The sequence below is a fragment of the Noviherbaspirillum sp. genome (assembly GCF_035254685.1).
Taxonomy (GTDB): Bacteria; Pseudomonadota; Gammaproteobacteria; order Burkholderiales; family Burkholderiaceae_D; genus Noviherbaspirillum.
Genome location: NZ_DATFAI010000019.1, coordinates 1 through 26052, shown reverse-complemented (window position 1 = coordinate 26052; position 26052 = coordinate 1). Strand labels below are relative to the sequence as shown.

At 57.6% G+C, this 26052-nt stretch carries 27 protein-coding genes and 2 pseudogenes; 9 read left to right on the top strand and 20 right to left on the bottom strand.

The genetic code is table 11. The features are described from left to right. Positions 1–6: 6 nt before the first annotated feature. The 11 genes from VJ698_RS05855 to VJ698_RS05805 all read right to left on the bottom strand — a co-directional run bounded on the left by VJ698_RS05855 (position 7) and on the right by VJ698_RS05805 (position 10193). The gene (locus VJ698_RS05855) at positions 7–228 is read right to left on the bottom strand and encodes a phenol hydroxylase subunit (RefSeq protein WP_324101778.1); all 222 of its coding nucleotides are present in this window, start codon (positions 226–228) and stop codon (positions 7–9) included. A 194-nt stretch (positions 229–422) separates the two neighbouring features. After that, positions 423–1598 (bottom strand): MFS transporter, encoded by a 1176-nt coding sequence (locus tag VJ698_RS05850; RefSeq protein ID WP_324101777.1) that lies wholly within the window; start codon positions 1596–1598, stop codon positions 423–425. Continuing rightward, positions 1598–2908, bottom strand: a complete 1311-nt coding sequence (locus VJ698_RS05845) for a TRAP transporter large permease (RefSeq protein WP_324101776.1) — start codon at positions 2906–2908, stop codon at positions 1598–1600. Before VJ698_RS05845 ends, VJ698_RS05850 begins: the two co-directional genes overlap by 1 nt. Before the next feature lie 106 nt (positions 2909–3014). Then, positions 3015–3524: a TRAP transporter small permease gene (locus tag VJ698_RS05840; protein ID WP_324101775.1), complete on the bottom strand. Its 510-nt coding sequence runs from the start codon at positions 3522–3524 to the stop codon at positions 3015–3017. Positions 3525–3545: 21 nt separating this feature from the next. Continuing rightward, positions 3546–4556, bottom strand: coding sequence for a TRAP transporter substrate-binding protein DctP (gene dctP, locus VJ698_RS05835; RefSeq protein WP_324101774.1), 1011 nt, complete (start codon positions 4554–4556; stop codon positions 3546–3548). Positions 4557–4609: 53 nt separating this feature from the next. Further along, the gene (locus VJ698_RS05830; RefSeq protein WP_324101773.1) at positions 4610–5494 is read right to left on the bottom strand and encodes an ArgK/MeaB family GTPase; all 885 of its coding nucleotides are present in this window, start codon (positions 5492–5494) and stop codon (positions 4610–4612) included. Further along, positions 5494–6621 carry a CoA transferase gene (locus VJ698_RS05825; protein ID WP_324101772.1) on the bottom strand — a complete coding sequence of 376 codons (1128 nt, stop codon included), beginning with the start codon at positions 6619–6621 and terminating at the stop codon, positions 5494–5496. The genes VJ698_RS05830 and VJ698_RS05825 overlap by 1 nt, the downstream gene beginning before the upstream one ends. Further along, the gene (locus tag VJ698_RS05820) at positions 6618–7049 is read right to left on the bottom strand and encodes a cobalamin B12-binding domain-containing protein (RefSeq protein WP_324101771.1); all 432 of its coding nucleotides are present in this window, start codon (positions 7047–7049) and stop codon (positions 6618–6620) included. The genes VJ698_RS05825 and VJ698_RS05820 overlap by 4 nt, the downstream gene beginning before the upstream one ends. Then, positions 7046–8668, bottom strand: coding sequence for an acyl-CoA mutase large subunit family protein (locus VJ698_RS05815; protein ID WP_324101770.1), 1623 nt, complete (start codon positions 8666–8668; stop codon positions 7046–7048). Before VJ698_RS05815 ends, VJ698_RS05820 begins: the two co-directional genes overlap by 4 nt. Positions 8669–8676: 8 nt before the next feature. After that, positions 8677–9453 carry an enoyl-CoA hydratase/isomerase family protein gene (locus tag VJ698_RS05810; protein ID WP_324101769.1) on the bottom strand — a complete coding sequence of 259 codons (777 nt, stop codon included), beginning with the start codon at positions 9451–9453 and terminating at the stop codon, positions 8677–8679. Beyond that, positions 9453–10193, bottom strand: coding sequence for an IclR family transcriptional regulator (locus VJ698_RS05805; RefSeq protein WP_324101768.1), 741 nt, complete (start codon positions 10191–10193; stop codon positions 9453–9455). The genes VJ698_RS05810 and VJ698_RS05805 overlap by 1 nt, the downstream gene beginning before the upstream one ends. A gap of 428 nt (positions 10194–10621) precedes the next feature. Here VJ698_RS05805 and VJ698_RS05800 point away from each other — a divergent pair, with 428 nt between their 5' ends. Continuing rightward, positions 10622–11173, top strand: a complete 552-nt coding sequence (locus VJ698_RS05800; RefSeq protein ID WP_324101767.1) for a sugar O-acetyltransferase — start codon at positions 10622–10624, stop codon at positions 11171–11173. A 357-nt stretch (positions 11174–11530) separates the two neighbouring features. Here the strand turns inward: VJ698_RS05800 and VJ698_RS05795 are convergent, their stop codons facing one another. Beyond that, positions 11531–12388: an SAM-dependent methyltransferase gene (locus VJ698_RS05795; RefSeq protein WP_324101804.1), complete on the bottom strand. Its 858-nt coding sequence runs from the start codon at positions 12386–12388 to the stop codon at positions 11531–11533. A gap of 397 nt (positions 12389–12785) precedes the next feature. On the opposite strand from VJ698_RS05795, the gene VJ698_RS05790 reads away from it, so the two are divergent. Further along, positions 12786–13421 (top strand): SAM-dependent methyltransferase, encoded by a 636-nt coding sequence (locus VJ698_RS05790; RefSeq protein ID WP_324101766.1) that lies wholly within the window; start codon positions 12786–12788, stop codon positions 13419–13421. Between the two features lie 268 nt (positions 13422–13689). On the opposite strand, the gene VJ698_RS05785 is transcribed toward VJ698_RS05790, so the two are convergent. Next, on the bottom strand, positions 13690–14304 hold the full coding sequence (locus VJ698_RS05785) for a tyrosine-type recombinase/integrase (RefSeq protein ID WP_324101765.1): 615 nt from the start codon (positions 14302–14304) through the stop codon (positions 13690–13692). 609 nt (positions 14305–14913) lie between these two features. Here VJ698_RS05785 and VJ698_RS05780 point away from each other — a divergent pair. Further along, positions 14914–16566: an L-lactate permease gene (locus VJ698_RS05780; protein WP_324101764.1), complete on the top strand. Its 1653-nt coding sequence runs from the start codon at positions 14914–14916 to the stop codon at positions 16564–16566. A 600-nt stretch (positions 16567–17166) separates the two neighbouring features. Here VJ698_RS05780 and VJ698_RS05775 read toward each other — a convergent pair. Together VJ698_RS05775 and VJ698_RS05770 are read right to left on the bottom strand one after the other, a co-directional pair. Then, a complete protein-coding gene (locus VJ698_RS05775; protein ID WP_324101763.1) occupies positions 17167–17739 on the bottom strand; it encodes a dihydrofolate reductase family protein in 573 nt (190 codons plus the stop codon). Between the two features lie 747 nt (positions 17740–18486). Then, complete coding sequence (locus VJ698_RS05770) at positions 18487–19824, bottom strand: cytochrome C (RefSeq protein WP_324101762.1); 1338 nt, start codon at positions 19822–19824, stop codon at positions 18487–18489. Positions 19825–20677: 853 nt separating this feature from the next. On the opposite strand from VJ698_RS05770, the gene VJ698_RS05765 reads away from it, so the two are divergent. Continuing rightward, positions 20678–20893 carry a hypothetical protein gene (locus VJ698_RS05765; RefSeq protein ID WP_324101761.1) on the top strand — a complete coding sequence of 72 codons (216 nt, stop codon included), beginning with the start codon at positions 20678–20680 and terminating at the stop codon, positions 20891–20893. Positions 20894–20939: 46 nt separating this feature from the next. Further along, positions 20940–21245 (top strand): cupin domain-containing protein, encoded by a 306-nt coding sequence (locus tag VJ698_RS05760; protein ID WP_324101760.1) that lies wholly within the window; start codon positions 20940–20942, stop codon positions 21243–21245. A 5-nt stretch (positions 21246–21250) separates the two neighbouring features. Here the strand turns inward: VJ698_RS05760 and VJ698_RS05755 are convergent. After that, a pseudogene (locus VJ698_RS05755) lies at positions 21251–21529 on the bottom strand (LysR substrate-binding domain-containing protein); the annotation flags it as partial. Positions 21530–21746: 217 nt separating this feature from the next. On the opposite strand from VJ698_RS05755, the gene VJ698_RS05750 reads away from it, so the two are divergent. The 3 genes from VJ698_RS05750 (at position 21747) to VJ698_RS05740 (ending at position 23381) form a co-directional block, all read left to right on the top strand. Further along, a complete protein-coding gene (locus VJ698_RS05750) occupies positions 21747–21956 on the top strand; it encodes a cold-shock protein (RefSeq protein ID WP_324101759.1) in 210 nt (69 codons plus the stop codon). A gap of 484 nt (positions 21957–22440) precedes the next feature. Continuing rightward, positions 22441–22809, top strand: coding sequence for a hypothetical protein (locus tag VJ698_RS05745; protein WP_324101758.1), 369 nt, complete (start codon positions 22441–22443; stop codon positions 22807–22809). Positions 22810–23177: 368 nt separating this feature from the next. Further along, positions 23178–23381, top strand: coding sequence for a cold-shock protein (locus tag VJ698_RS05740; protein WP_324101757.1), 204 nt, complete (start codon positions 23178–23180; stop codon positions 23379–23381). Between the two features lie 119 nt (positions 23382–23500). Here VJ698_RS05740 and VJ698_RS05735 read toward each other — a convergent pair whose 3' ends face one another. The 3 genes from VJ698_RS05735 to VJ698_RS05725 all read right to left on the bottom strand — a co-directional run bounded on the left by VJ698_RS05735 (position 23501) and on the right by VJ698_RS05725 (position 25036). Further along, entirely contained in the window at positions 23501–23833 is a 333-nt protein-coding gene (locus VJ698_RS05735; protein ID WP_324101756.1) for a hypothetical protein, read from the bottom strand. Between the two features lie 16 nt (positions 23834–23849). Next, positions 23850–24110: a translation initiation factor IF-1 gene (gene infA / locus VJ698_RS05730; protein WP_324101755.1), complete on the bottom strand. Its 261-nt coding sequence runs from the start codon at positions 24108–24110 to the stop codon at positions 23850–23852. A 743-nt stretch (positions 24111–24853) separates the two neighbouring features. Then, positions 24854–25036, bottom strand: a complete 183-nt coding sequence (locus tag VJ698_RS05725) for a hypothetical protein (RefSeq protein WP_324101754.1) — start codon at positions 25034–25036, stop codon at positions 24854–24856. A 247-nt stretch (positions 25037–25283) separates the two neighbouring features. Here VJ698_RS05725 and VJ698_RS05720 point away from each other — a divergent pair, with 247 nt between their 5' ends. Then, the gene (locus VJ698_RS05720; RefSeq protein WP_324101753.1) at positions 25284–25457 is read left to right on the top strand and encodes a CsbD family protein; all 174 of its coding nucleotides are present in this window, start codon (positions 25284–25286) and stop codon (positions 25455–25457) included. A 309-nt stretch (positions 25458–25766) separates the two neighbouring features. Here VJ698_RS05720 and VJ698_RS05715 read toward each other — a convergent pair. Next, positions 25767–26052: pseudogene (locus VJ698_RS05715) on the bottom strand (biotin synthase BioB); the annotation flags it as partial.

Below are 26052 nucleotides of genomic sequence, written 5' to 3'. Positions count from 1 at the left end.
GCGCCGCTATCGGTCGCTATCGCCGTGCCGCCACGTCAGGCGCTCCATATCCACTTGGGCTCCCTGTGCTGGTGTCATGTAGATGACCTGGTTGGCCTGGCAAAACTCGACGAAGGCCTTGGGCGGAAGGATCAACTCGACGCTCAAGTCCGGTTCGCCGATCGCGAAGTCAAAAAGGATGTATTTGTCATCCTTGACTTCGAGCACCCGCACATATTTGCTGACCATGACCATCTCCACAGAACACACGCGGGATGCTACTAAGCACAATTCAGGCCAAAGCGCAGGTCGTTGAATTTAATGGGAAATTCTTCGTGCCGAAAAAACCGCAGGCGAAAATTCTTAATACTTTCGACGGCGTTGCGCGTTCGAGAAAAAGGATCGGGCGAGACTGCGGCTGATCCTTGCCGGATCGGCAAGTATCAGTGGGAACGCGCCCGCAGGAGGCACGCCATCCCGCAGATCGAGAACAGAGCGGCGATGCCGAAGGTGAGCGCGTAGCTGTGGAGGAAGGCGTAGCTTCCCGCAAAGATCGAGGGCCCGATCAGTACGCCGCCGAAGGTGAAGAAAAGCGCGCCGCCGGTTGCGGCGCTGGCCTGGTCGCGCGGCGCCACGTGCGCAACCTCTGCCAGGAAGACACCGTTCCAGCCGATCGCCGTCGCGCCGAGGGCAAGCAGCACCACGGTAGTCCACGCCGCGCTCCAGCTTGCATCCAGCTTCATAAGGGCAAGTGTCGCCAGCGTCATGATGCCGCCGAGGACAAGTAGCACGCCCATGCTGGAGCGCAGGCGGTCCGCGGCCCAGCCCCAGAAAATACGTCCGAATGCACCTGAGAGCTGCACCAGCGACAGCATGAAGCCGGCCTGCACGAGGCTGTAGTGCGCCTCGGCGACCAGCAGCGTGACGGTGAACGCCATCACGCACAGTTGCACGCCGCCGAAGCACAAGGCGGCGAGGGACAGGTAGCGCAAGGGCGGTGCGCGCCAGATCAGGGCGACGCCGCCGAACAGCTTGCCGCGAAACTGCGTCGTCGGCGCGCGGTCATCATCCCACTGCTTGCGCGGAACCTGTAGCAGGACAGTCATTGCAAGCCCCAGCATGGCCACCAGCAGCAGTGCAGAGCGCCAGCCGAATGCACCGGTCATCGCGGGCCCCGCGAGCGCAGCGAGGATGCCGCCGAGCGGCACGCCGGTCTGCTTGATCGAGAAAATGAGATTGCGTCCTTGTGCCGGCGTATAACGCACCAGCAGATGGGACGCAGCGGGATTGGCCAGTCCGTAGCCCAGGCCGATGAGCACGGATGCCGGGAACAGTACCGCGAGGGACGGCACCATCACGAGCAGCATCCCGGCGGCGACTGCCGACAGGGCGACCTGCGTGGTGCGGCAGGCGCCCAGGGCGCGCACGGCGTTGCCGCCGAACGCGGCGCTGAACATGGCGCCCGCATAGACGATGCTGATCTGGTAGCCGATGGTAGAGGGATCGACCCCGATCACTGCCGCGTAGCGCGGTGCAATCGCAGGCAATGTCAGGGTGCCCATCGATACTGCCGCCTGCGCTACCAGCGTGGCGGCAACCACCATCAGGGCGGAGCTCACTACCGGATGCTGCCAGCCAGGCCCGTTGCCAGCGGCGGGAATATCGCCACCAGTGCCAGCACCACCGCCATGATCAGCACGTAAGGCATGGTGCCGGCAATGATCCGGCTCAGCGGCACGTCACGCACCACACCTTGCACCACGAACAGGTTGAGGCCGACCGGCGGCGTGATGAGCGCCATCTCCATGTTGATCGTCATGATGATGCCGAACCACACCAGGTCCCAGCCGAAAGCGGCGACGATCGGTACAAGAATCGGCGTGGTGATGACGATGATGGAGAGCGTCTCCATGAAGCAACCGAGGAACAGCAACAGCAGATTGATGGCCAGGAAAACCATCCATGGCGACACATGCAGGCTGGCGACGGTGCGCGACAACACGGGCGCTACCTGCGTCGTGGTCATGACATAGCCGAAGGCCATGGCGGCGGCGATGATCATGAGTACCATGACGCTGCCGCGCGCCGATTCCTTCAGGATGACGATGAACTTGGCGAAGCTGAGTTCGCGATAGATCACGGCACCGAGAATCAGGCTGGCCAGCGTGCCGAGCGCCGCGGCTTCGGTCGGCGTGGCGATGCCCTGGTAAATCGACCCCAGCACGATCCAGATCAGGATGGCAATCGGTCCAATGTCACGCAAGGCACGCATGCGGTCCGCAAAGCTGGCCCTGGTGGTTTTTTCAACGCGCTTTTCACGAGCCTGCACGCGCAAGGCCAGCCAGACCTGGTACACAATGAAACCGCCGGCCATCACCAGGCCGGGCACAACCCCGGAAATGAACAGCTTGCCAATCGATTGTTCGGCGATGATGCCGTAAACGATCATGGGAATGCTGGGCGGGATCAGGATGCCGAGCGTACCGCCAGCTGCGACGGCGCCGCAGGAGGCGCTGTCCTGAAAGCCGAAGCGGCGCATTTCACCCACTGCAAAGCGCCCGATGGCGCCCGCAGTGGCCACGCTCGATCCGGACACGGCAGCCATCACGGTGCAGGCCACGGTAGTTGCCACCATCAGCCCACCGGGTACGCCGTCCATCAGCGTGGCAAGCGCGTTATAAAGCCGTGAGCCCATGCCGGAGGCCGAGATGATCGCGCCCATGAGAATGAACAACGGGACTGCCGTCAGGGTGAAGTTCGTCACCGATCCCCAGACCGTCGATGCGATCAGGCTGAGTCCGTCCAGCCCTCCATCCAGCATGTACAGCGAACCGATTGCCACGCCGAACAGCGCGAATGCAACCGGCACACCGACGACCAGCAGGGCAATCAGCGCGACGAACAGCGCCAGCCCGATCCATATTTCCATACCGTCTCCTTGCTATTTCCGTGTTGATGCTTTCCGCTATCCTGCGGCTTGCTTATTCGGCCCTGCATTCGGCCTTGCTTAGTCGACCATGTTTATTCAGCTCTATTTATTCGGTCCTGCGGCGCATCATCCGTACAACCTGCACGACCAGCAGCCAGACCATGCCCAGCGCAAAGAAGGAATAGGGAATCCAGAGTCTGACCTCGAACAATCCCCATGACTTCTCGCCGCTGGTCCATGCATCCCACCAGAATGCGCAGCTGAGCCACGCAAGCGCAATCGTCACGACGAGAATGATCACGTCCGCGATCCCGCCCATCAGGCGTCGGGCGCGGTTGCTGACGCGTTCGAGCACCAGGTCTACACCCACGTGCGCGCCCTCGGCCAGCGCGTAGGCGGCGCCGCCGAAGGTGATCAGGCCCATCAGGTAGCCGGACACATCGTTCACCCAGCCGGTGGTTGAGCCAAATACACTGCGCGCCAGGACTTCGTAGGTAACAAGAAGTGCGATCAGGAATGCGGCCAGTCCGACGATGACGCCAGACAACTGGACCGCGCCCTCCAGGCAACGGGCTGCGCGCCCGGGTGCAAGGTTTTGTGCATGCGGATTTGTCATGATGAGCTCCTGCGGTGCCGTTTACTTGGCTGGTACGCCGGCCTGTTGCAGCAATTGCTCGCCGTTCGGGATGTCCTTCTTGAATTTCTCGAAGCTGTGCTGGGCGAACCATGCCTGCCACTTCTTCCAGTCGTCCAGCGTCATCTTCTCGACCTTCACGCCCTTGTCCGCGAACAGCTTGGTCACGCGGACATCCTCATGCTTTGCACCTTCCAGCGCGCTTTGCTCCAGGCTCGCGCCGACCTCGGACAGGATCTTCTGCTGGTCGGGGGTGAGCTTCTTCCAGGTGCGCATGCTGATGGCGATCGGCTCGATCGTGTAGTACACGCTGTAATCCTCGGGCGACACGTAATATTTCGCGACTTCATTGATGCGATACGCGCCGAAGGAGCCCGACGAGGTCCACATGCCGTCCAGCAGGCCGAGCTGCAGGGCCGAATAGTTTTCCGACGACGGCATGGAAACCGTGGTCGCGCCCGCCTTCTGCAGCGCATATTCCATGTACTTGCCGGCGGCGCGCAGTTTCATGCCCTGCACATCGGTCGGAACATGGATCGGCTTCTTGGTGGAGGCGACGCCACCCGAGATCTGGATCCAGGTCAGCGTCTTGAAGCCGTAGTTCTCGGCCTTTTCCTCCAGCTTCTTCCAGGCTTCGGACTTGCGGAACTTGAACACGTCTTCATGCGTCTGCCACAGTCCGGGCAGCAGGACCATGTTCATTTCGGGAATCGCTCCCGCGGAATAAATGTAGGGGTAGATCGCAAGATCGACCGAGCCGGCCTTCAGCGCCGTATGCGTCGCGGCGGCCTTGACCAGCGATTCGGCCGGGAACATGGTGATCTTGATCTGGCCGTTGCTGCGCTTCTCGACCTCCTGCGCGAACTTCTGGCCGGTGGCGATCACGTAATCGGCCTCGTCCTGCGGCCACTGGTGCGCCATTTTCAGATTGAGCACATCGGCCATGGCAGTGCCGTTCATTGCCACGAGGGCTGCGGCGACGATCATATGGAAAGCTTTTGGTTGCGTTGTCATGATTGCTGTCTCCTTCTCTATGATTGGAATGCGTACCCGAATCGGAATGTCGTCTATCCGGGCGGTGCCAGTCGGGCCAGCACAGCCCGATATGTTTCTTCCAGCGCATCATCAAACTGCTGCGGGGGAATTTCGGTGATCGCCTGCGCCAGGCGGCGTGACAGCAGGCGGTGGATCCGGTAACGGTTGAGCCTGCGGCGGCGTTCCTGCTCGGTGACCTCTTCGCGCCGCCGGGAAAGCAGGGTGTCGAGCGTTTCGCTCAGCTTCAGGATGCCGCCCTCCTCGTCCTTGTGCACGAGCACCAGCGGAGGCGCTGCGTGTTTTGCGGCACGGCTGTTGAAGACGGAACGCAGTTCGGCCATGGTGCGATCAGCGCCCGGCAGATCGGCCTTGTTGATCACGATGACATCGGCCGTCTCCAGGATGCCGGCCTTCATGGCCTGCACCGCGTCACCGAGGCCCGGCATGAGCACCAGCACCTCGACGTCGACCAGCGCGCGCACGCCGTACTCGGTCTGGCCGACGCCAACCGTTTCCACGATCACTTCCCCGAAGCCGAAGCGGTCCACGGCGGCCAGCACCTCGGGCAGGTTTTCGCTCAGGCCGTCATGCGCTTCGCCGCTTGGAAGCGAGCGGATGTAAAGGCGGGGGTCGTCCACGATGCCTTCCATCCGGATTCGATCACCAAGCAAAGAACCGGAGGAATGCGGGCTGCTGGGATCGACTGCAATCACGGCCAGCGGCGCATGCTGTTCGAGTCGGTGGCGCGCGAGGCGGCCGATCAGGGAACTTTTGCCGACGCCGGGTGCGCCGGTAATGCCGATGCGAGGTGCGGGCGCCACATCATTCGCGGCATTCACCAGCGCGTCCTCGACACTGGCACGTGCCGCCTCGGTCAATGCCCGGGCCAGTGCGCGGCGGTCGAGGGACGATGCCATTACCGGCCCTCCTCCGGTAGCAACACCTTGTTGTGTTCGCCCAGGTGTGGCGGCGGTCCGAATTCTTCGGTTGCGCCGGCAATCTTGATCGGGTTGCCCACCGCGCGGATAGTGCCTTCCGGTGTGGCGATTTCAGCCGTCATGCGGCGTGCCCGACTATGCTCGCTGGCCAGCGCGTCTTCGAGGCTTTCGACGGCAGCCGCGACGATGCCCAGCGGCGCCAGCCGCGCCACCCAGCCATCGGTCGTGTCGGTGGCAAGCACCTCGCCGACCAGCTTGAGGACAATTTCGCGGTTCTCGCGCCGCGCAGCCATGGTGGCCATGTGCGGATCGTCGATCCATTCCGGACGCCCGACTTCGTTGCAGAAGCGCCGCCAGAAATCGTCATGCGTGATGAACAGCGTGAGCCAGCCGTCGCGCGTCGGGAAAATCTGCGCCGGCACGATGTAGGGATGGGCCGATCGCGGATAGCGCTCGGCGTGCTCACCGGCATTCAGCCACGCGCCCGCGAGGTAGTTGAGCTGGGACAGCATGACATCGTACATCGCGATATCGACCTGCCCGCCCTTGCCTTCCACCAGCTTGGACAACAGTCCGACCGCGCCCATGATGCCCACCGAATTGTCGACCGCCGAGTAGCCGGTCTTGGTCGGCGGGCCGTCCGGATCGCCGGTAATTGCCATCACGCCGGTCAGCGCCTGGATCACGTAATCATAGGCAGGCCGCTCCGCGAAGGGGCTCTCCAGGCCGTAGCCGGTGAGCGCTACACAGACGATGTTCGGGTTCCACTGCTTCAGGTTGTCGTAGGTCAGGCCGAGCTTGCGGATGGCGGCGGGCCGAAGATTGGTGACCAGGCCGCGCGCGCTGCGCACCAGTGCCGCAAGCCCGTCGCGCCCTTCCTCGGAGGCGAGGTCCAGCACCACGCTTTGCTTGCTGCGGTTGAGGCTGGCGAAGTAGGCGTTGTGCGAGCCGATCGAATGCGGGCTGACACGGCGACCGATATCCCCCTCGGGCGGCTCGATCTTGATGACCTCGGCGCCGAGGTCGGCGAGCAGCATGCCGCAGTAAGGGCCCATGAGCATGTGGCCCACTTCGATGATGCGCACGCCTTTGAGGGGTTGGTTCATGACAGCGTCCGGACAATGGTGTCGATGACGTCGGCCAGCGGCATGTCGCTGGTGAACACGCCGCGCACGCCTTGCGCACGCAGCGCTTCCTGGTCGTGGGCCGGAATGGTGCCGCCCACGAACAAGGGAATCCCCTCGCCTTTCAGCGCGTTGAGCTGTTCGATGGTCTCGGCCACGAGGTCGTTGTGGCTGCCCGAGAGGATCGACAGGCCGACCGCATCCACGTCTTCGTCGACCGCCGTTCGCGCGATGAAGCCAGGCGTCTTGCGCAGGCCGCTGTAGATCACGTCGGCACCGGCATCGCGCAGGGCAAGGGCAATCACCTTGGCGCCCACATCATGGCCATCGAGGCCGGGCTTGGCGATCAGGATACGTTTGCCGCGCAGCGGTTGCGTGGACGTGGCGGACTTGGCGGATGAGGTGGTCATAGGCGTACAGGCTCCCGGAATTCGCCCCACTGCTTCTTGAGTCGGGTCACCATCTCGCCCACGGTCGCGTAGGCGTGGCAGCAATCGATCAGGTAGGGCATCAGATTTTCGTCGTCTTTCTTGGCTGCCTCTTCCAGGCGATCAAGCGTGCGCTGGACCTCGGCATCGTTGCGGCTGGCGCGCACCGCCTCGAATTTTTCGAGTACGCGCTTGCTGGCATGCGGGTCGAGATGGAACACCTCTCCCGGCGCGACCTGCTGGTCCTCGCGCTGGAAGCAGTTCAGGCCGACCACCGGGATCTCGCCGCTGTCGAGGCCGAGCTTGCGCTCGTGCGCGCGACGCGCCACCTGCAGTTGCAGCCAGCCATCCTCGATGGCCTTGACCGCGCCGCCGTAGTCATCGACTTCCTTCATCAGCGCAGTAATGCGTTCTTCCATCTGGTCGGTCAGGTTTTCCACGTGATAGCTGCCGCCCAGCGGATCGACCGTGCGCGCAATGCCGCTCTCGTAGCCGATGATCTGCTGCGTGCGCAGTGCCAGTTCGGCAGAGAACTCGGTCGGGATCTGGAAGGCTTCATCGTAGGCGCAGGTGAAGATCGACTGCGCGCCGCCCATCACTGCTGCAAGCGTCTCGACCGCCACGCGCACCACGTTGTTGTAAGGCTGCGGCGCGACGAGAGACGAGCCGCCGCACACGACGCCGAAGCGGAACATCTGCGCCTTCGGATCGGTCACGCCATAGCGTTCCTTCAACAGGCGCGCCCACAGGCGGCGGCCGGCGCGGAACTTCGCGACCTCTTCGAACAGGTCCATGTGGACATAGAAGAAGAAGGACAGCCGCTTGGCGAAATGGTCGGCACGGCCGCCGCGACTGATCAGCTCGTCGACATAGGCAAGGCCATTCGCCAGCGTGTAGGCCATTTCTTCCGCAGCGGTGCAACCCGCATCGCGCATGTGCGCACCGGCGATCGAAATCGTGTTGAAGCGCGGCGTGGCCTGGTTGCCGAACAGGATGGTGTCGGAGATGAGGCGCATCGACGGACGCACCGGAAAGATCCAGGTGCCGCGCGCCACATACTCTTTCAGGATGTCGTTCTGGATGGTGCCGGTCAGCTTCTCGCGCGGCACGCCCATGCGGTCGGCGCAGGCACAGTACATCGCGTAGATGATGGCGGCAGTGCCGTTGATGGTGAATGACGTCGAGATGCGCGACAGGTCGATGTTGCGAAACAGGATCTCCATCTCCGACAGATTGGAGAGCGACACGCCGACCTTGCCGATCTCGGGACGCGCCATCGGATCGAGCGGATCGAGGCCGCATTGCGTCGGCAGGTCGAGCGCGACCGACAGGCCGGTCTGCCCCTGGTCGAGCAGGAAGTGGTAGCGCTCGTTGGATTCTTCCGCCGTGCCGAAGCCGGAATACTGGCGCATGGTCCACAGGCGCCCGCGGAAGCCATCGGCGAAGATGCCCCGCGTGAAGGGGTATTCGCCGGGCTGGCCGATATCCTTTGTCTTTGGCATGTCCGGTGTCACGACCACCGGCACTTCAATGCCGGAGGGCGTCGTTCCGCTCAGTCGCGGCGCTTTATCGGGGGATGCTTCCTGCTTCACGGCACTCATAGGCTTCCTCATGCTTTACGGGCCAGCACGCGGTCTGCAGCTGCCCAGTGATCGGGATGGACCCAGGTCTCGACGAACCCGGCTTGTTCGTTGCGTTCACGCTCGGCGCGCGTCAAGCCAAGGCGTTGTCCCAATGCCTGCGCCTTGAATGAGCGCAGTACCTGGGGAACATGGGCATACAAGGGTTGCAGGAAGCGCTCGACACACTGATCGAGCGACTCTTCCTGTTCCGCGACGGCATCGATGAGGCCGATGGCGCGTGCCTTGTGCGCATCCATGATCTCGGCGTTGATCAGCAAGCCGAGCGCGCGATGGGCGCCGACCAGCTGGATGAGGTCGGTGCCGCCGCCAAAGCCGGTGGAGATGTTGAGCTTGCCCTGCACGAAACCCATGCCGGCATGTGTCGCGGCCACACGAAAATCGCAGGCCAGCGCGAGCTCCGCGCCGCCGCCGAGTGCCACACCGTTGAGCGCGGCGATGACCGGCACGGGAAAGCGGCGTATGGCGCTCAATGCCTCATTGGCGTGGCGGAACAGGCCTTGCGCATCCTCTTCGCTGCGCAGGGCGACGAATTCCTTGAGGTCGCCGCCTGCCGCGAAGCTCTTGTCTCCGGCACCGGTCAGGACCGCGGCGCGCAGGCTCGTGTCCGTGCTGTGATCTGCGAAGACCTGGCCCAGTTCGGCCAGCACGTTGCGGCTCAGGCAGTTGCGCTTTTCGGGGCGGTTGATGCATACCCGCAGCACGTTGTCACTGATCGTGACGATCAGGCTCTCGGTCGATGTCATTACTGGAATGCCTCCTCGATGGCCTGGCGCGCTTCCAGCAGGCGCCGGGCATGTTCTTCACTGCGGACGGCCATGCGGTGCGTCGGGCCAGCGACCGCAAGGCCAAGCACTTCATCGTTGACCTGCACGGGCGCGGCCAGTGCTGTCACGTCGGCCACGTTTTCGCCCTGCGTCATGAAGTAACCACGGCGACGGCTCTCCTCCAGGTCGGCACGCAGCTTTTCAATATCGTTGATGGTGTTGGACGTGATAGCGGGAAGTTCATGCGACGCCAGCCAGCGATCCAGTTCGGCCTTCTTCATGCTGCCCAGCATCAGTTTTCCGATGGAACTGGAATGCAAAGGCTTGTATTCGCCGGCATTCGCCGTGTAGCGCACGGTATGCAGACCCGGAACCACTTCCAGGTAAAGCACCGAATCGCCCTGGCGCTTGCCGAGGATCACGGTTTCCTCGGTGCCGTCGCGCAGCTGCTCGAGGAAGGGCTCGATGCGTTCAAGGAAGGGGTCGTGCGACACGATGGTCTGCGCCACGTCGAGCAGGCGGCGCGTGGGGTAGATGTCCTTGCGCCGGCTGACCCAGTAGAGGTAGCCGCGGTCAAGCAGCGTCTGGACCAGGCCATGGCAGCTGCTGACCGGGACCTCGGCCTGTTCGGCCAGTTCGCTCAGCGACATGGGCCGGCATGTGGACTCGAAAGCTTCGAAGATTCCCAGGGTGCGGTCGGCGGTTCTGACGTGGGACATGGGTTTTCCGTTTTCAACAGGTTGAAATGCATTTTGAAATGCTGAAAACGGAATGTCAAGGGTAAAAATCAGTTCCATCATGCGGCGTGGGGGAATTGCGTTTTTGGCATGTTTCGATTGGTAAACGCAGGAGGAAGGACGAACCCCGGCCGCAGTGCATGACTTGGATGATCCGGACGGCACAGGGGACTGGAGCGATGGCATGGCGGTGGTTGGGCGCCGTGGGTGGGGTTGACGATGCGAATGCAAGCGTTCGAATGGCGCGAGGGCAGGCGGCAGCTTTATTTCAGCCCGCGGAGAATTTCTCCTTCATGATCCTTTGCTGCCGCAAGATAGACCTCGGACGAAACAACGGAACCGAAGCTCGATAGCGCACTCTCTCGACATGGCGTGATGGTGGCAGACCTTGGACAAGCATCGGCGCAACCGTGAAAACCGAAAAGGAAAAGATGCTCGCTGGCGAGCTGTATGACCCGTTCGATCCTGAACTGGTTTTCGCTCGGGAACGCGCTCACGCCTTGTGCCAGGCCTTCAATGCCACAAGGGAGACGGAGCAGGACGAAAGACGTCGCATCCTGAAAGACCTGCTTGGCGCTGGCGCCGATTCAGCCTGGGTGCAACCGCCGTTCTACTGTGACTACGGCTTCAATATTCACCTTGGCGCACGCGTATTTTTCAACTTCAACTGCACGGTTCTTGATATATGCGACGTCCGTATCGGTGATTACACGTTGTTCGGACCAGGCGTGCAGATCCTGACGCCATTACACCCGCTCGATGCAGGTCTGCGCAGAAAGCAGGAATACGGAAAGCCCATAGACATCGGCTCGGACGTGTGGGTCGGTGGCGGGGCATTGATCCTGGCCGGTGTCCATATCGGTTCCCGAACGATCATTGGAGCGGGCAGCGTCGTCACGCGCGATATTCCGGATGGAGTGCTTGCAGCGGGAAATCCGTGTCGGGTCATTCGCAATATCTAGCGCGAGTGCAGGCGCAACCCGTTCCTTCAGCCCATGCGGGACTGACGCTGCAGCCGACGCAAGGCTATCAGCGGGAAGCACGTGTCATCGGTACGCGTTCGTAGAGTGCCACGGTGAATTCGGCTATCGACAAATAGAAATCAACAGCTTTGCGATGCGTGCACCATAGTCGTCGCCTTGTCTGGCCGTAGTTACTGCGACTGACGTGCTTCCCGTCAAAGCCGCCGTTCAAACGCATGTTTTGGGCGGCTCTTCACTGTCCAAAAAAGCCGATGTCGATTCACTCTTTACCGTTCAATAAGACGAAACAGCGCCAACTACGAAATAATGCGAGCACAGGCACACAGTACAGCTAAATTATTCCTGCGATACAAATTCAGGCGCAATTTTCGGTGTAAAAAAACGCTCGCTCATTTCTTCTAGCCCCAGCTCCCGCATCACCTCTTGCAAGCGCTTGCTTGGACGTCCGCTTGGCAATCCCTTGTAGCTGGCAATAATCAATTCATTCTTCATGGAATGCTCCCACCCCACCAGCTCCGTCACATTGACCTGGTAGCCGTGCGCTTCCAGTTGTAAACATCGCAGGACATTTGTTACGTGGCTGCCAAATTCACGGGTGTGAATGGGATGACGCCATAGTTCGGTCAAGGCGTCCCGGCCCAGTGATTTGCCTTTGTTCTTCTTTAAGACGGAAGCAACTTCCGCCTGGCAGCACGGCACAAGCACGACGAACTTCGCCTTTTTCTGTAATGCGAAACGAATGGCATCATCGGTTGCGGTATTGCAGGCATGCAGCGCGGTGACGACATCGACCGTCGCCGGCAACTGCGTCGAACTGATCGACTCGGCCACCGACAAATTCAGGAACGACATGCCGGAAAACTTCAATCTCTGCGCCAGTTCCTGCGATTTCGTCACTAATTCGTCACGGGTCTCGATGCCGTAGATGCGCGATTTGTCGTTCAGTTTTTTAAAGAACAGGTCATAAAGGATAAAACCGAGATAGGACTTGCCCGCGCCGTGGTCCACGAGGCTGATATCCGCTTGATCCTGCTGCACAGCCTGTAACAGCGGTTCGATGAACTGGTAGAGGTGGTAGACCTGCTTGAGTTTGCGGCGGCTATCCTGGTTTAGCTTGCCGTCACGGGTCAGGATATGCAGCTCTTTCAGCAGTTCGACGGACTGACCGTGTTTGATATCGGGATTGTTGCTCATGATGGAAAGGTTCGTTTCAGAAGTACTGGCGGCCGGATTTTGACCGTTGAGTTCGGGCACGGTGGGTTTGAGACGTTTTACTGTACCACCAATAGAGAATGCATCAGGTGACCGGGGCCGAATGAAAAATACGATCCTAACGACACTGATTAGTGTACGGGACGATGGTGGAAAGGGACGTGCATCATGGCGGGTATTGGCCCCACCTCGTCTGATCGTCGTCTCCTGGTGCCGGCAATTATAGACTGCGTTCCCGACGGTTGCTCATCAGCTTCAATCTGATGCACGCGACCCTGTATCCGTTCGTGTGATTTCCTTGATCGCCTTCCTTAAATGCAGCGAAAAGCGACGTCGGCAGCTTGCTGTATCATCCCGCTCCTGATAACGAAAGCCGCTCATGCTCATCATCACCATCAAACAGGGTAAGGAAAAAGGCCTGCTTTCCGGCGACCCGTGGATTTACGTCTCGTCCATCGAAAAGGTCGACGGCAAGCCGCAGGAGCGCAACAAACCGGGCGCCACGGCGATCGTACAGTCGTCGGCTCGCCAGTTCCTGGCCCGCGCGGCCTATAACGCCAAATCGCAAATCGCTGCCCGGGTCTGGACGTTGCGCGAGGACGAGCCGGTTGACCACGCGATGATAAAGCGGCGCGTACAGGCTGCCGTGCTTCTTCGCACCAATGCGCTGCGCAGCGCCGATCCGCAGGCCCTGGTCCAGCTGGTCGATGGCGAAAAGGACGGCTTGCCGGGTCTCCTGGTGCACAGCTACGGCGCCATCGCCGGCTATCTGGTTTGCCAGTTCAATGCCGGTGGCGTCGACCTGTGGAAGGTGCCTGTAGTGCAAGCGCTCCTTAATGCCACGGGTTGCCGCAACGTTTTCGAACGCTGCGACCCACTGTTGCGCAGGGGCGAAGGACTATCCGTTACGCCGCGCGCGCTGGCAGGTGAGGAGCCGCCCCAGCGACTAATGGTGCGCGAGGGCGGCCGTCTGGTAACGATGGACATTCGCACCGGCTTCATCTACCCGCGCTGAGAGGCGCACCGAAAGGAAATTGCTGGAACAACGCTCCAAGGCATGTCGGATTTGTATGCCAAATATCTACCCAGGACTTGGTTGGCTGCTTTGAAGCGGTACCTGCCTCATTCTTGTGACTGCAATTGGCCGGACCGGGCCTGTATGCAACACTGTGACATCGACCGCAATCCGACTTCTGACCGCTTGTGCCCACGAAGCCTAAGATGATGTGCTTTTCCAGAGAAACAGGTCGCTTTAAATTTTCGGCCCGCCTTTATACCTCGGCCTATTCTGCAATCTCAAGCGCGTCATCAACCTCAATCCCAAGATACCGAACGGTGCTTTCAAGCTTGGCGTGCCCCAGCAGAAGCTGCACTGCACGCAGGTTCTTGGTCTTCCGATAAATCAGCGTTGCCTTGGTCCGCCGCATAGTGTGAGTCCCATACGCAGCGGGATCCAGGCCGATCGACTCCACGCAGGATTCGACAATTCTTGCGTACGGCCTCGTCGACAGGCGAGTAGAGCTCGTTATCCGGCTCGCAAACAGGAACAGATTGCCGGGCAAGTGCGCCTTTTCCATCCAGGATGCCAACGATGTCCGCGTTTGCTCGGTGGTCTCAAACTGGACCGGACGCTTGGTCTTCTGCTGCATCCCGATCGCACGCGGCAGTATCCGGTTTCCCTGTGCAATGTCGCTTACTCTCAAGCCAGGCAGATCCCGCCCGCGCAGCTTGGCGTCGATCATAAGATTGAACAGCGCCAGGTCACGGGTGCGCTTTTCCATCTGCAGCCGTATACGGATAGCCCAGATCTCCTTGAGGCACAAAGGTGCTTTCTGGCCAACCGGTTTTCCCTTGTTCCACGGGATACGCGTTGCCGTTTGGTAAAGGTTCGCTTCCATGGCATCCTCCCATTTCAATGGGAAGGAACCCCATTGTGGGCCGATTCATTTGAATGGGCGATAACACCTTTAGAGCAGACATTCAGAGTTCACCAGTCATCTCGAAGAGTCGACCCGGAGCGGAAATAGAAACTTTCTAAAAGCGGACGTTTAACGCCTCTCGTGACCTGTAAGCGGATGCGGGCAAAAGCCGTCGAAGCTTGTCCCTTCGATGGGAAGGTCATGGGCTTGATGTGCGTTAAAGGCGCTCATATGTGGTTAAGGCAATCTGCCTCGATCAGCCTAAGATGTTCCATTCAAAGCCTGAGAATTCTCACTGCCATAGTTAGGAGGAGATGTAATCGATCGGCGCGCTATGTTAGCGGGTCTGCCGCTTCAGCGATGAGGTTGGCCCTGGTCCAAGGAATGCTGCATATACAACAGACCGGCAACGTTTTCCGGATTTGGTACTCGTGAATGGCGCTCCAATGTCGATGGGGAGCCAATCCGTAATTCGAAAGACTTCGCAAAGGTCTGGTGTGACCTGACTACGCCGAAGGCACCGACGTCGTCTATGAAGCGCGTTTCAGAAGTGAGTCTCTATATTGAGAATTATAAGGAGAGAGAACCATGTGGTCACAGACTTACGATCCAATAAACAATGCTGTGTTGTCAACCGCGATGGCTGCCATCCCGGTGGTCGTCATGCTTGCAGCATTGGCGTTTTTCCATATCAAGGCACACATTGCTGCGCTACTGGGCTTGACCGCTGCGCTGCTCGTGGCGATCTTCGGATATTCGATGCCCGCTTCCATGGCAGTATCATCGGCCCTGCTGGGGGCGGCCAACGGCTTGTTGCCTATCGGCTGGATCATCCTTAACGTCATCTTCCTGTACCAGCTTACCGAACGGAAAGGGTACTTCAGGGTGCTGCAGGAAAGCATCACCGGCATCACCACCGACCGCCGTCTGCAATTGCTGCTAGTGGCGTTTTCCTTCGGTGCGTTTTTCGAGGGCGCCGGCGGTTTCGGCACACCGGTGGCTGTGACCGGCGCGGCACTGATCGGCTTGGGCTTTGCGCCGCTGGCTGCCTCGGGCCTGTCACTCATTGCCAATACCGCGCCAGTGGCCTATGGCGCACTAGGCACCCCCATCATCGCTTTAGCCGGCGTGACCGGCTTGGACTTGCTGCAACTATCCGGCATGGTCGGCCGCCAGTTACCGTTTTTCTCGCTACTCGTGCCGTTCTGGCTGATCTGGGCCTTCTGCGGCTTTCGCGGCATGGTGGCAATCTGGCCAGCCATTCTTATTGCTGGCGCGACTTTTGCCGTTCCCCAGTATCTGATCTCGAATTACCACGGGCCCTGGCTGGTCGATGTCGGTGCGGCAATCATTTCGATGGCTTGCCTGACGCTATTCCTCAAGGTATGGAAGCCGAAACAAATCTGGACTTCGGCCGCAGGGAGATTTAGTAGGGGCGAGCCCGATACCAGCGTTGGCGCCCAAGTTCACAATTATTCCGGCAAGGAAGTGATGCGTGCCTGGCTACCGTGGCTGATCCTTTCCGTGCTGGTATTTCTATGGGGCGTTCCAGAATGGAAGAAAGTGCTGGACGCGATTTCCTTGCCTAAGTTCGAGTGGCCGGGGCTGCACAAGCTGGTGCAACGAGTCCCGCCAGTCGTTCCCAAGGTAACTCCCGAGGCCGCGGTTTACTCCTTGAGCTGGCTGTCGGCTACAGGTTCGGGAATTCTGGTGGCAGCGCTGATTTCTGGCGTAGTCATGGGCTACAAGGTACGCGAGTTATTCAAGGTGTACTGGGATACCGTCAAACTGCTGCGCTTCTCGTTGATCACTATTGCCGCCATGTTGGCCCTGGGCTTTACCACCCGCTACTCCGGCACCGATACGACCCTGGGCCTGGCGTTTTCTCACACCGGCGTGCTGTACCCGTTCTTCGGTACGCTGCTAGGTTGGCTGGGTGTTGCCCTGACCGGTTCGGACACCGCGTCAAATGTGCTGTTCGGGGGATTGCAGCGCACTTCCGCGCAACAGATTGGCCTCAATCCAGTGCTTATGGCTGCGGCCAACTCATCTGGTGGCGTCATGGGAAAGATGATCGATGCACAATCGATTGTGGTGGCATCAACCGCGACCAAATGGTATGGGCATGAGGGCGACATCCTGCGCTATGTGTTTTTCCATTCGATCGCATTGGCCTGCCTGGTCGGCATCCTGGTGACTCTGCAGGCGTATGTGTACCCCTTTACGTTGCTGGTGAAATGAAATAGTGCCACACGCCTTTTACTCGTGATTCAAGCGCTCCGGCCTACTCCTGAAAACCCTACATGGCAGGAGCAAGCGCACTATCTGAAAAGCCACACCTTTCCAGGTGGGGCTTTTTAACATCTCGTTCGTTCAATTCTCATATGGTCAATACGGTTAAGGCACAGCGGTTCAGGCATTTTTTCAAAATAACTGCTCAACGGCTGCTTTAAGATTCAAACCCGGTAGGAACTGCTCGACCGCAGCGATGATTCTATGGTGATGATTTATCTGAGTGTGTTAACTCGGTACGGGCGTCGGACCGTGCTGCCAATGAGCCACATCAAGCACGTTATATGTACTCTTAACGTACTTTTAATGCCCGCTTTCCGGGATTAAATAGTTACCATAACTGTCTGCAATTGGCCGGTAGGGTTTGGCCCGCACTGTTGAGGCACCGGCTGCTGTCCGCTGCCTTTCAGACGATCACACGGATTGGATGAAGGAGAACATCCGACCCAAACCGGTCATTTGACTTCCTCGAAAGCGGACATAACCGTGTCGAGTTTCAACGATTGATCTCAGCAGCAGCCCACCAGGGCTGTCCGCTGCAGCGAATTGTTAGGCGGCGTCGCCAACATCGCTTTTACATACCTCATAACGGAGTTCCGCCATGCCGGCGCCAATCTGGCGAACCGAGACCAAGCGCAAGGTTGGGCTCAACACTCTGCGAGGGAACAGCTGCTTGCCCCTGCCAAGGGTGACCGAACCAATCTGGATGATTAGCTCGTCCAAAAGGCCGGCATCATGGAACTGCCCTGCGAGGTCGCCGCCTCCGACAATCCAGATATTCTTGGTGCCGGCTGCAGCTCGCATTTCGTCGTGAACATGGCGAACGTCCCCTTTCACGAACCGGATGTCCGCACCCTCGATGATCGGGAGCGCGCGACTGGTGAATATCCATACAGGCTGTGTATATGGCCATGGTGATCCCGTTTCGGAAGCGACCTTTTCTGCATGGAGAAGCATCCACTCGTAGGTGGCCGATCCCATTGCCAGTGCACCAATCTCAGCAATGAACGCCGGATAACTTGCGTCGCTCAGGTCGCCAAGTGGAAAGAGCCAATCCAGAGAGTTATCCTCCGTGGCGATGAACCCATCAAGACTTGTGGCTGTGAAGTATTGGGTTTTCATTACTGTGTTCTGCTCCAAATCTTATTCGCGGTCGCCTAATGCCACGCTCTGCGGCAAATTTGGAGCGAAGCGTAAAATTTGTCCATCAGCAGCGCATTGTTAGCTATGACTTTCTCCGCATGTACAGCAAATATCATATTCAATACTTATTACATTGCCTGGGCATGCTTCTTGAGAACAATCTTCTCGTTCAATAGGGTGCAATGAATCGCACACAAAACAGTCAGTAGGCTGGGATGCAATCCCAGCAACACCATTCATCTGAAAATAGGTTGTATCGGGTATCGAGTCATGTGGATAGATTCACATGTGACAATGATAGCTGGGATTGCATCCCAGCCTCCTGCACTGCAGCTGACGCAAGGCAATCAGCGGGAAGCGCATATCATCGGTACGCGGTCGTAGAGTGCCACAGTGAATGCGACTATCGACAAACAGGAATCAACAGCTTCGCGACGCGTGCGCCATAGTCGTCGCATTGTCTGGCCGTAGTCACTGCGACTAACCTACTTTCCGTCAAAGTAAGTACAACTGGCTGATTGTCCAACTCACCGTCCTTCATTACCTGTTCATGCAATGGGGGGCTTTTTGACGCCTGCTTTCGAAGGCATCGCGGACTGTCGGTCGGTGCATGTCAGCGCGCCTTGCGACCCATTGCTGAAGTTGCAGTTATCAAAAGCTGCCGCTCGGCAGGCGATAGTTCGTGACTGCAGCTATAACACAGAGAAATTTTCGGGTCCAAACGACTCAATACGCGGCCCAAGCATAGAGGAACAGAGTATTGTTATCTTTTGCGTTTCGACCTGCTCCATCGTAGTTTATGGAGGCGCCATGAAAGCGATTGAATGCATAGAATTGCGCACCTATCCGCAGATACACCATGGGAGTCCAAAAGACTTCTGGAATCCAGCCACGGGTTCCGGGGTTTCCGCCCGGATCCGGATAGAGTGTGCTGTCCGAACTACCCGTAGTGTTAAAGTAGCCAAGACTCGCCCCATAAGTGTTGCGGTAGACATAGCTGGTTTTCAGCTTCAACTGGTTTAGATCCTCAAATGCGTTGGCCGCAATTCCGGTAATGTCCCCGTTACGGATTGTTTCCTTGATGAAGCTCATCTGCGCAGTGAATGTGTGCGGGCTTAACAGATATTGATACTGCATGTCGATACCACGATCGCGATAGCCAATAGTTGGTCCAGTTGGCGCGAGATTGATTGGATACACATCAGCATTCATGGCGAATGCTCCAATCATTGCACTATGCGGCCCCCAGTCATGGCTTAGCGCCAGCCGTAGGTAAGGATTCATGCCTTGGAGTTTGGTCTGATCGGCATCGCTCGTGCCCTGGCTGAGGAACGACCAGATCCCATCGGCAGTGCGATAGGCAGACAATTCCGCGTAAAGGGTTTGATCCCAGAATGCATAGGCGCTCAGCCCGGCAGCCTGCTGGCCGAGTTGCGACACGATAGGAGTTGCATCTGGGCCAGTAATGCCAAAGCGTGTTGGCACATACTGTATCCACGCTGGAGCGGTATTCCATGGGTCGGCAACCGAGGGATTGTTGTTCAGACTGATGCCAGCGATAAGCCCCTTTTCCGCCAGCATCATGTTGTCAGCGTAGCGCAGATCGAAGTTGTCGGATGCCCATTTTCCTTGCCATGCACCGGTGCCCGAATCCTGACTATCGTAATTATTGTAGGTCGCCTGTGCAAGGATACCCGCTTTATCGGTGATCTTCCCCGCAAGGAAGACACTGCCGGTCTGGAACAAGGCCGCAGCATCCTTTGCAAATGCTTCATCAGAGGTTGGATTGCGCGACTTCGTAACGCTGGCCACCCCCATTACTGAAAGAGGAACGTGATGTGTTCCGATCGTATAACCGGTGAGTTTGAACAGGCGGCCAAACGAAGTCAGCTCTGGAAATTGTCCTCCTGCATGACAGACTGCACAGTTCTGCCCGGTCTGTCTTGCGAATGCAGGCAAGGCATGAGCAGGCAGTGGAGTAAAAAAAGCTTGCACTGCGATTAGCCAAGGTAACAGCGCGAATCCGATTATTCGGCCGCAACGCAGTATAAGTGTCTTATTCATAGTTTTGCCCTCATTCGGCTTTCATGCGTCTGTTACATCCATGCCTAGTGCGTTCTGGCCAAACGCTGCGTTCCATTACAGGTAGCCTTTGTTATGACTCGATGACGTTGTTGATATCGGAGCACAAGAAATTTGATTCGAGTTAACTTTGCAGAAATCATAGGGCGAAGCGCCAGCTAGAAAACCTCAATATATCCGTTACGCTTTGCCGTCCACCGCAGAAAAGTCAAACCGGAACGCGGTCACGTATCAACATGCCCACATTCGGGTCATTCTGTTGATCTCATTGGTGAACGGCGTTATGTGAGCAGACTTGGCGGGAATAGCCGGTTTCGGGTGAGGCCAGCAGGAATTGAATGTTTGTAACCGGGCGGGAGCGGAAGTACAGATGGCTTGCACCACTGACCGATTTGTGGTCAAAAGTCGTCGCTGTCAACCTTGCACCGCTACCGCCCCCAAAAAGGCTCAGCGGTTCACTCGCTCGCCGTTCTTCGTTTCCCATCCCTTGCCAGCAAAGGTAGGCCAGTTGCACTAACTGTGGCACTCAGCGGCAAATAGGTGACGCTAGTCGCGATTACTACGCCGCCCTGCGGCGGCCGCAAACCGCGTGGTAGCGGCTACAACTCAGCTGTTTCTCAGGTCCCGTCCGGCCAACTGCAGACGCCCGGCGGCTTCGCATACCGCCGGAAGCCGTCGCTTGATGTTTCCCTAAGGAGCCGACTCGATGGGTCGCTTTGCTCAATAAACTCCCCGGTGCCGACCGATGTGATGTTCCCAACCTTAAACATTCATGTAAAATAAATCTATTATTAAAGTAATGATCTTGAGCATGAGCTCAGGTGAAGAAACTCGAATGCACACTAACGACAGGAACCTCGCGCTGGCGCTTTCACCCGGAGTCTGGAGCACAGACGATTACATTCGCCGATGGGCACAAAGCCAGGGAATGGCCGGCGAATGCATCGTCCCGCTTCAAAGCCTGCAGGGTGAATGGACGGCGAAGATCAATTTCGACCAGGACGGACACCCGGTCGAACGCATTGCCGTATTGGCACAGCCTTGCATATAGCCGATCACGATCGCTGCAATACCTGAATTTTTCTCTTGGTTTTTTTATGGCTCACATTCCGACACCCCTGCTTAACCTCCGCAAACTGAGTAGTGACGCTGGCGACGTGACCGTCGCGACGCGCGAGAACATCAGCGTTCCGGTGCATACACATCCGACCACCAATTACGTCACCGTGACAGAAGGAATTCTGTACCTGACCTTACAGGGCGTGGAGAGGGAAGTCCTGCCGGGCGAATGGTGCATCATTCCCGCACATGCTGAACATGCCGAGCGCTTTGTGGAAAAGACCTCGGTAGTCGTCTTCTGGATCAAGGACCAGGCTGCACACGGCGGTGTCACAACGGCCTGAGCAAGCTACCAGGTTGCACGCTGATGACTAGGACTGTCGGTATGCTTCCTCAAATACTCCCGCAGGTATTCGACAAAACAAGCCACCTTGGCGGACAGGTTCAGTCGTTGGAGATAGACAGCATAGACATCTGCTGGGGGAGTCTGGTAATCGGCGAGTACCTGGATCAAACGGCCACTGCGCAGGTACTTGGCCACGTCCCACTCTGCCCGCATCAGGATGCCATGTCCATCCAGCGCCCGGTTCAGCGCGACTTTGCCGTCATTGGTGCTGAGCTTGCCATAATAGACACATGAAATAAACCAGGAAATGAATGGATTAGTTCGCCTGCTTCCTGTATATTGAATTCGCTGCACTTGCATCAAGTCGTAATCGTTGTCGGTCTCTTTCCTGTCTTGCTCTTCTACAGAGCCATTCCCGTTTGAATTCCTTCAGTTAGATCTCTCTTGGTTCCGGGTGCGTTTCGGGCGTCGCCCATTATCTTTTCAACAAGGAAATAACATGAGTACTCAAACCGGCACAGTGAAATGGTTCAATGATTCAAAAGGTTTCGGCTTTATCACTCCGGATAACGGTGGTGCCGACTTGTTCGCCCACTTCCAGGACATTCAGGCAAATGGCTTCAAGAGCCTGTCGGAAAACCAGCGCGTCTCGTTTGAGCGCGGCACTGGTCCGAAAGGCGAAAAGGCCAGCAACATTCGTCCCATCTAATATGCCGCGGCTGCCATGTGCGGCCGTTCAATGAGTTATCAGTCGCGAATGCCGGTATCGGTTTTTCTCGACAACCAGCACGGTAAATTCAAGCACTGACGACACCACGCAGATAGCATGGGTCCAGGAAGACTACACTGGCGACGATAACCAAGATTCGCAAAGACCCATGGGGTCTCTACTCACACATGGCCCGATGCGTTCAGGTCGTGAGGGCATCATGCAGATAGCATGGGCGCTCACAATATCTGTTCAGGCGCACCACGCAGATAGCATGGGTTGCCGCGACGGTGCGGTGAGTAGCAAGGAAGCTCGCTTCGGCGAGCTTTTTTTCTTTATGCGCCGAGAATCCGCCAAGTCGCCCTTTCGTTATGCCGAAGCGCCATGAAAAGACGTCGTGAAGCTTTCGTTGCACCGCCCCGATCACCAGGGTTGTACAGGGTCTTGGTCAGACCGCGTAGTGCGTGCGTTTGGCTTCAAGGGCATGAAAGGCTTTAAGAGCATGGAGACGCCACCAGACAAGACCGGAGAGTTGAACATGGAACGAATGAACCTTGGTGACGCAAGCGATGCTGTGTCCAGTATGCAGGTGTTGCGTGAAGAACTGGTCGAGGATCTGAATGACATAGAAAAGCGCATCGACGAGCTCTCGCAGTCGCCCCTCGCTGCATCGGATAGCGGCATTACCGACATGCAAGTTTATCGCGTAGCTCGGGCTGCTCTATATAGCGGCATTGCCAGTATCAACGAAGTGCTGGGATGGGTGCGCCTAATGGCTGCAAAAGATTCTGATGGCAACGTGGCGGAGATAGTGAAGTCGCTGCCGACGGTACCAGTGTTTTCACTTCATTAGATACAAGAAAACAATTCAACCGTTATAGGATTGGGCAAGCAAGTTCGTGAGTGAAAGTCAGGACGCAAGAAAAGCAATCAGGAAAGAGCCCGCGAAGACGTTGAAAGAAAAGAAGGCCGCAAAAAGTAAATAAGGAAGAAAAGAGGAGCGGCAGCAATAAGTCTCCCCGCTGCATCACCCCAAGCGAGCTGCTTCTTAGTTATGTGTTGGCCTTCCTCCGAGCCGCATATGGAATTGCGTCATACTCGGAACTTCCCGTGATTTGTCTTGCCTATCTGTCTACGAAGGTCGGGTACTTCTAGGGCGAGGCAATAATACGGCCTCGAGTGTGCGCGCTGGCGCATCACAACGGACAAAGGAAGGGTTTTATGCCAACAGGAACGGTGAAGTGGTTTAACGATGCGAAAGGTTTTGGTTTCATTGCGCCTGACCAAGGCGGCGAAGATTTATTTGCGCATTTTTCAGCTATAAGCGCCTCGGGATTCAAGTCCTTGCAGGAAGGCCAGAAAGTTTCTTTTGATATTACTGAGGGGCCGAAAGGGAAGCAGGCGTCCAACATCAAGCCGATATAAACCCGATTCAGCAGAATGCGGGTTTCGCTAGTCGGCCCTCTTTTACGTTAAGTGAAGAAGGTTCTCTTCAAAATAACGTGAAGCTGGTTCAAGCGCATTGACGTCGTCACTGCGATGAATCAGCTTGTCATGTACGTAGGTGCAGGCACCCGCGTTACCAACTGGGTAACCGCACGGTGCAGCCGGTCCTCGATGCGCTCCTGTCGTGACGCCTCCTTTCGGGATGTGTTCCCCGATGTCGTCAGATCCAGGTCGGGGAAATACACGCGTACCGTGTTGGTCGCGGTGCTGATTTCCAACCGATGTGCATACTCGTGCGAAAGATCAGCCCCCATATCCCATACGCATCCGGAAACAGCCACGCCAAGCTTGGCTCCAACTGCGACTGCCATTGCGGAAATGACCTCGGCGCCCGCTGAACGGTCAATTTTCATGCTGCTATCTTTGTTCATACACTGACCTCGTTTGCTAACGTCGACGCTGGTAGCCGCCAGGAGCAGGGCCGCGCTTTTCGATATGGCGAAAGGTGATCCGTCCCTTGCTTAAATCGTACGGAGACAGCTCGAGCGTCACCTTATCGCCTGCGAGGATGCGGATACGGTGCATCCGCATCTTCCCTGATGTGTAGGCAACTAGCTGGTGCCCGTTGTCGAGGTTGACGCGAAATCGAGAGTCCGGGAGCACTTCTTCCACAAGGCCGTTCATTTCAAGGAGTTCTTCTTTAGACATAAGTTATTCCCATATAAAGGGTGACGGCCGGCAAAACAGCAGGCCACAAGCTGGACGTTGCGACGTCAGCCGGATTTGTGTCGATGATCCGTGAAGGATAGGCCGGCTTGCGAACAAGCCGGTTGTGCGCTCTCATCGTGCGCCTGCCCAGGAGACACAAAAATTGAGAGCGTTGAAGGGGTGTGCTAGCGCGGCCCCTTGTTGAACATCACAAACATGAGAAGTGATCGGCACACATGAAGCGTTGAAACGTGTGCACGGGCAGGCCATGAAAGACCGGAGGAGTGACCGCCAATTCTACAAGGAGGAAACCTCTCCACGAATTTTCCAGCAGATCGTATTCAAAAGAAACAAGTGACTCTGTTGGGCTGTCTCCACTAGCAATCCATTGACCTATTGCTTGCAAGACTTGAGGATGCTGGAATTACAGTACTGTGCTGGTCGGCAAGTCGTTCTGTCCAGCCTCATTACATGGTTTGACAAACTGCAAGCTCATACGTTCCATGAAGCTGGCAGTAGCCATCCTTTGGTACTCGAAAAAATAGCACTCCCCCGACGGCACCGTGTTCAATTTGTCCAATGAAGGAAATGGCCGGGGAGCTGAAAATCAAACGTTTCCGTTCTTTATGGCCTCCGAAAATGGCGACCACGTCTGTATCGGCGTCGCACAGGTAATCACAAGCACTGCCGCCCAAATTTTCGCTCTACGCTGGCAGAAGCAAGCACGGTTACATGGCGAATATTCACATCTCCTCCGTTGAAATCTCCACATCCTTTGCCGCAGCCGTACGCAGGTCATGGTCTACGCGGTGCGTTTCAACGGGTTGATGCTCCCTCAAACAATACTCGACGTCCGCGGCAGCAAGATTGGCCTCGAACGCATCTGCTTTCCATACCGCATCGAATTTATAAATCATGGAATCCACTTGAACTTCCTTTGTCGTTACACGAACAGTTGCCATCGGTCACCATCAAGTTTCGTTGATAAAAAATGAAGGGATACGAACATCAATCACGTCGATAGTTCCCTGGGCAAGTTGTCGACGGGTGCATCGTCGCGGGCGCCTGCTGGCGCGATCTGTCGAATGATTCATTAACAGACGCATCTTTGAACTATCGTTCTGCTTCGCCACCTAAACAGGCACCTATAGCAAATTTCGCAAGGAGCTATTCATGAACAAGGACCAAGTCAAAGGTGCAGTGAAAGATGCGGCCGGCAAGGTGCAGCAAAAGGCCGGAGAAATGACAGACAGGACAGATCAGCAAGCCAAAGGTGTCGAAAAGCAAGCTGAAGGCAAGACGCAAAAGGTCGTGGGCGACGTGAAAGAGGCGGTCCGCAAGCATTGACCGTTGAAAGCCAACGTGCCAAACAGCCCGCCGCAAGCGGGCTGTTTTGTATTCGGGTGTGTTATTCCCGCTGTCAATATCTGTTATACGATCAGTGAATTAGACGGATCACTCACATGTGAGTATTATTCTTCCTGTCTCCTCCAACTCTTCTTGAATTGGATTTACCCGCTACCGCAAGGCTAGCGGGTTTTTTTTCGCCTGGATCGCCGTTCTGACAATGGATCTGCCGGCGCAGGCCGACACGGAAGAGCAAGGCCCCCTCGGGAGCGAGGGAGCACGCTGCTCTCAGTGGCTCACTCTATCTGCTCACTCTTCCAACTGCTCCGTCACATGCTTCGCGTGCATGCCGAGCTTCTCCAGCAGGGCGGTGTCCGCATCCGCATCGGGATTGCCCGTGGTGAGCAGCTTGTCGCCGTAGAAAATCGAATTCGCGCCGGCCAGGAAGCACAGCGCCTGCACCGCCTCGCCCATCTCGCGCCGCCCGGCCGACATGCGCACGCGCGCCTTGGGCATCGTGATGCGCGCCACCGCCACCGTGCGCACGAACTCCAGCGGATCGATCGGCTCGGTGCCGTGCAGCGGCGTGCCTTCC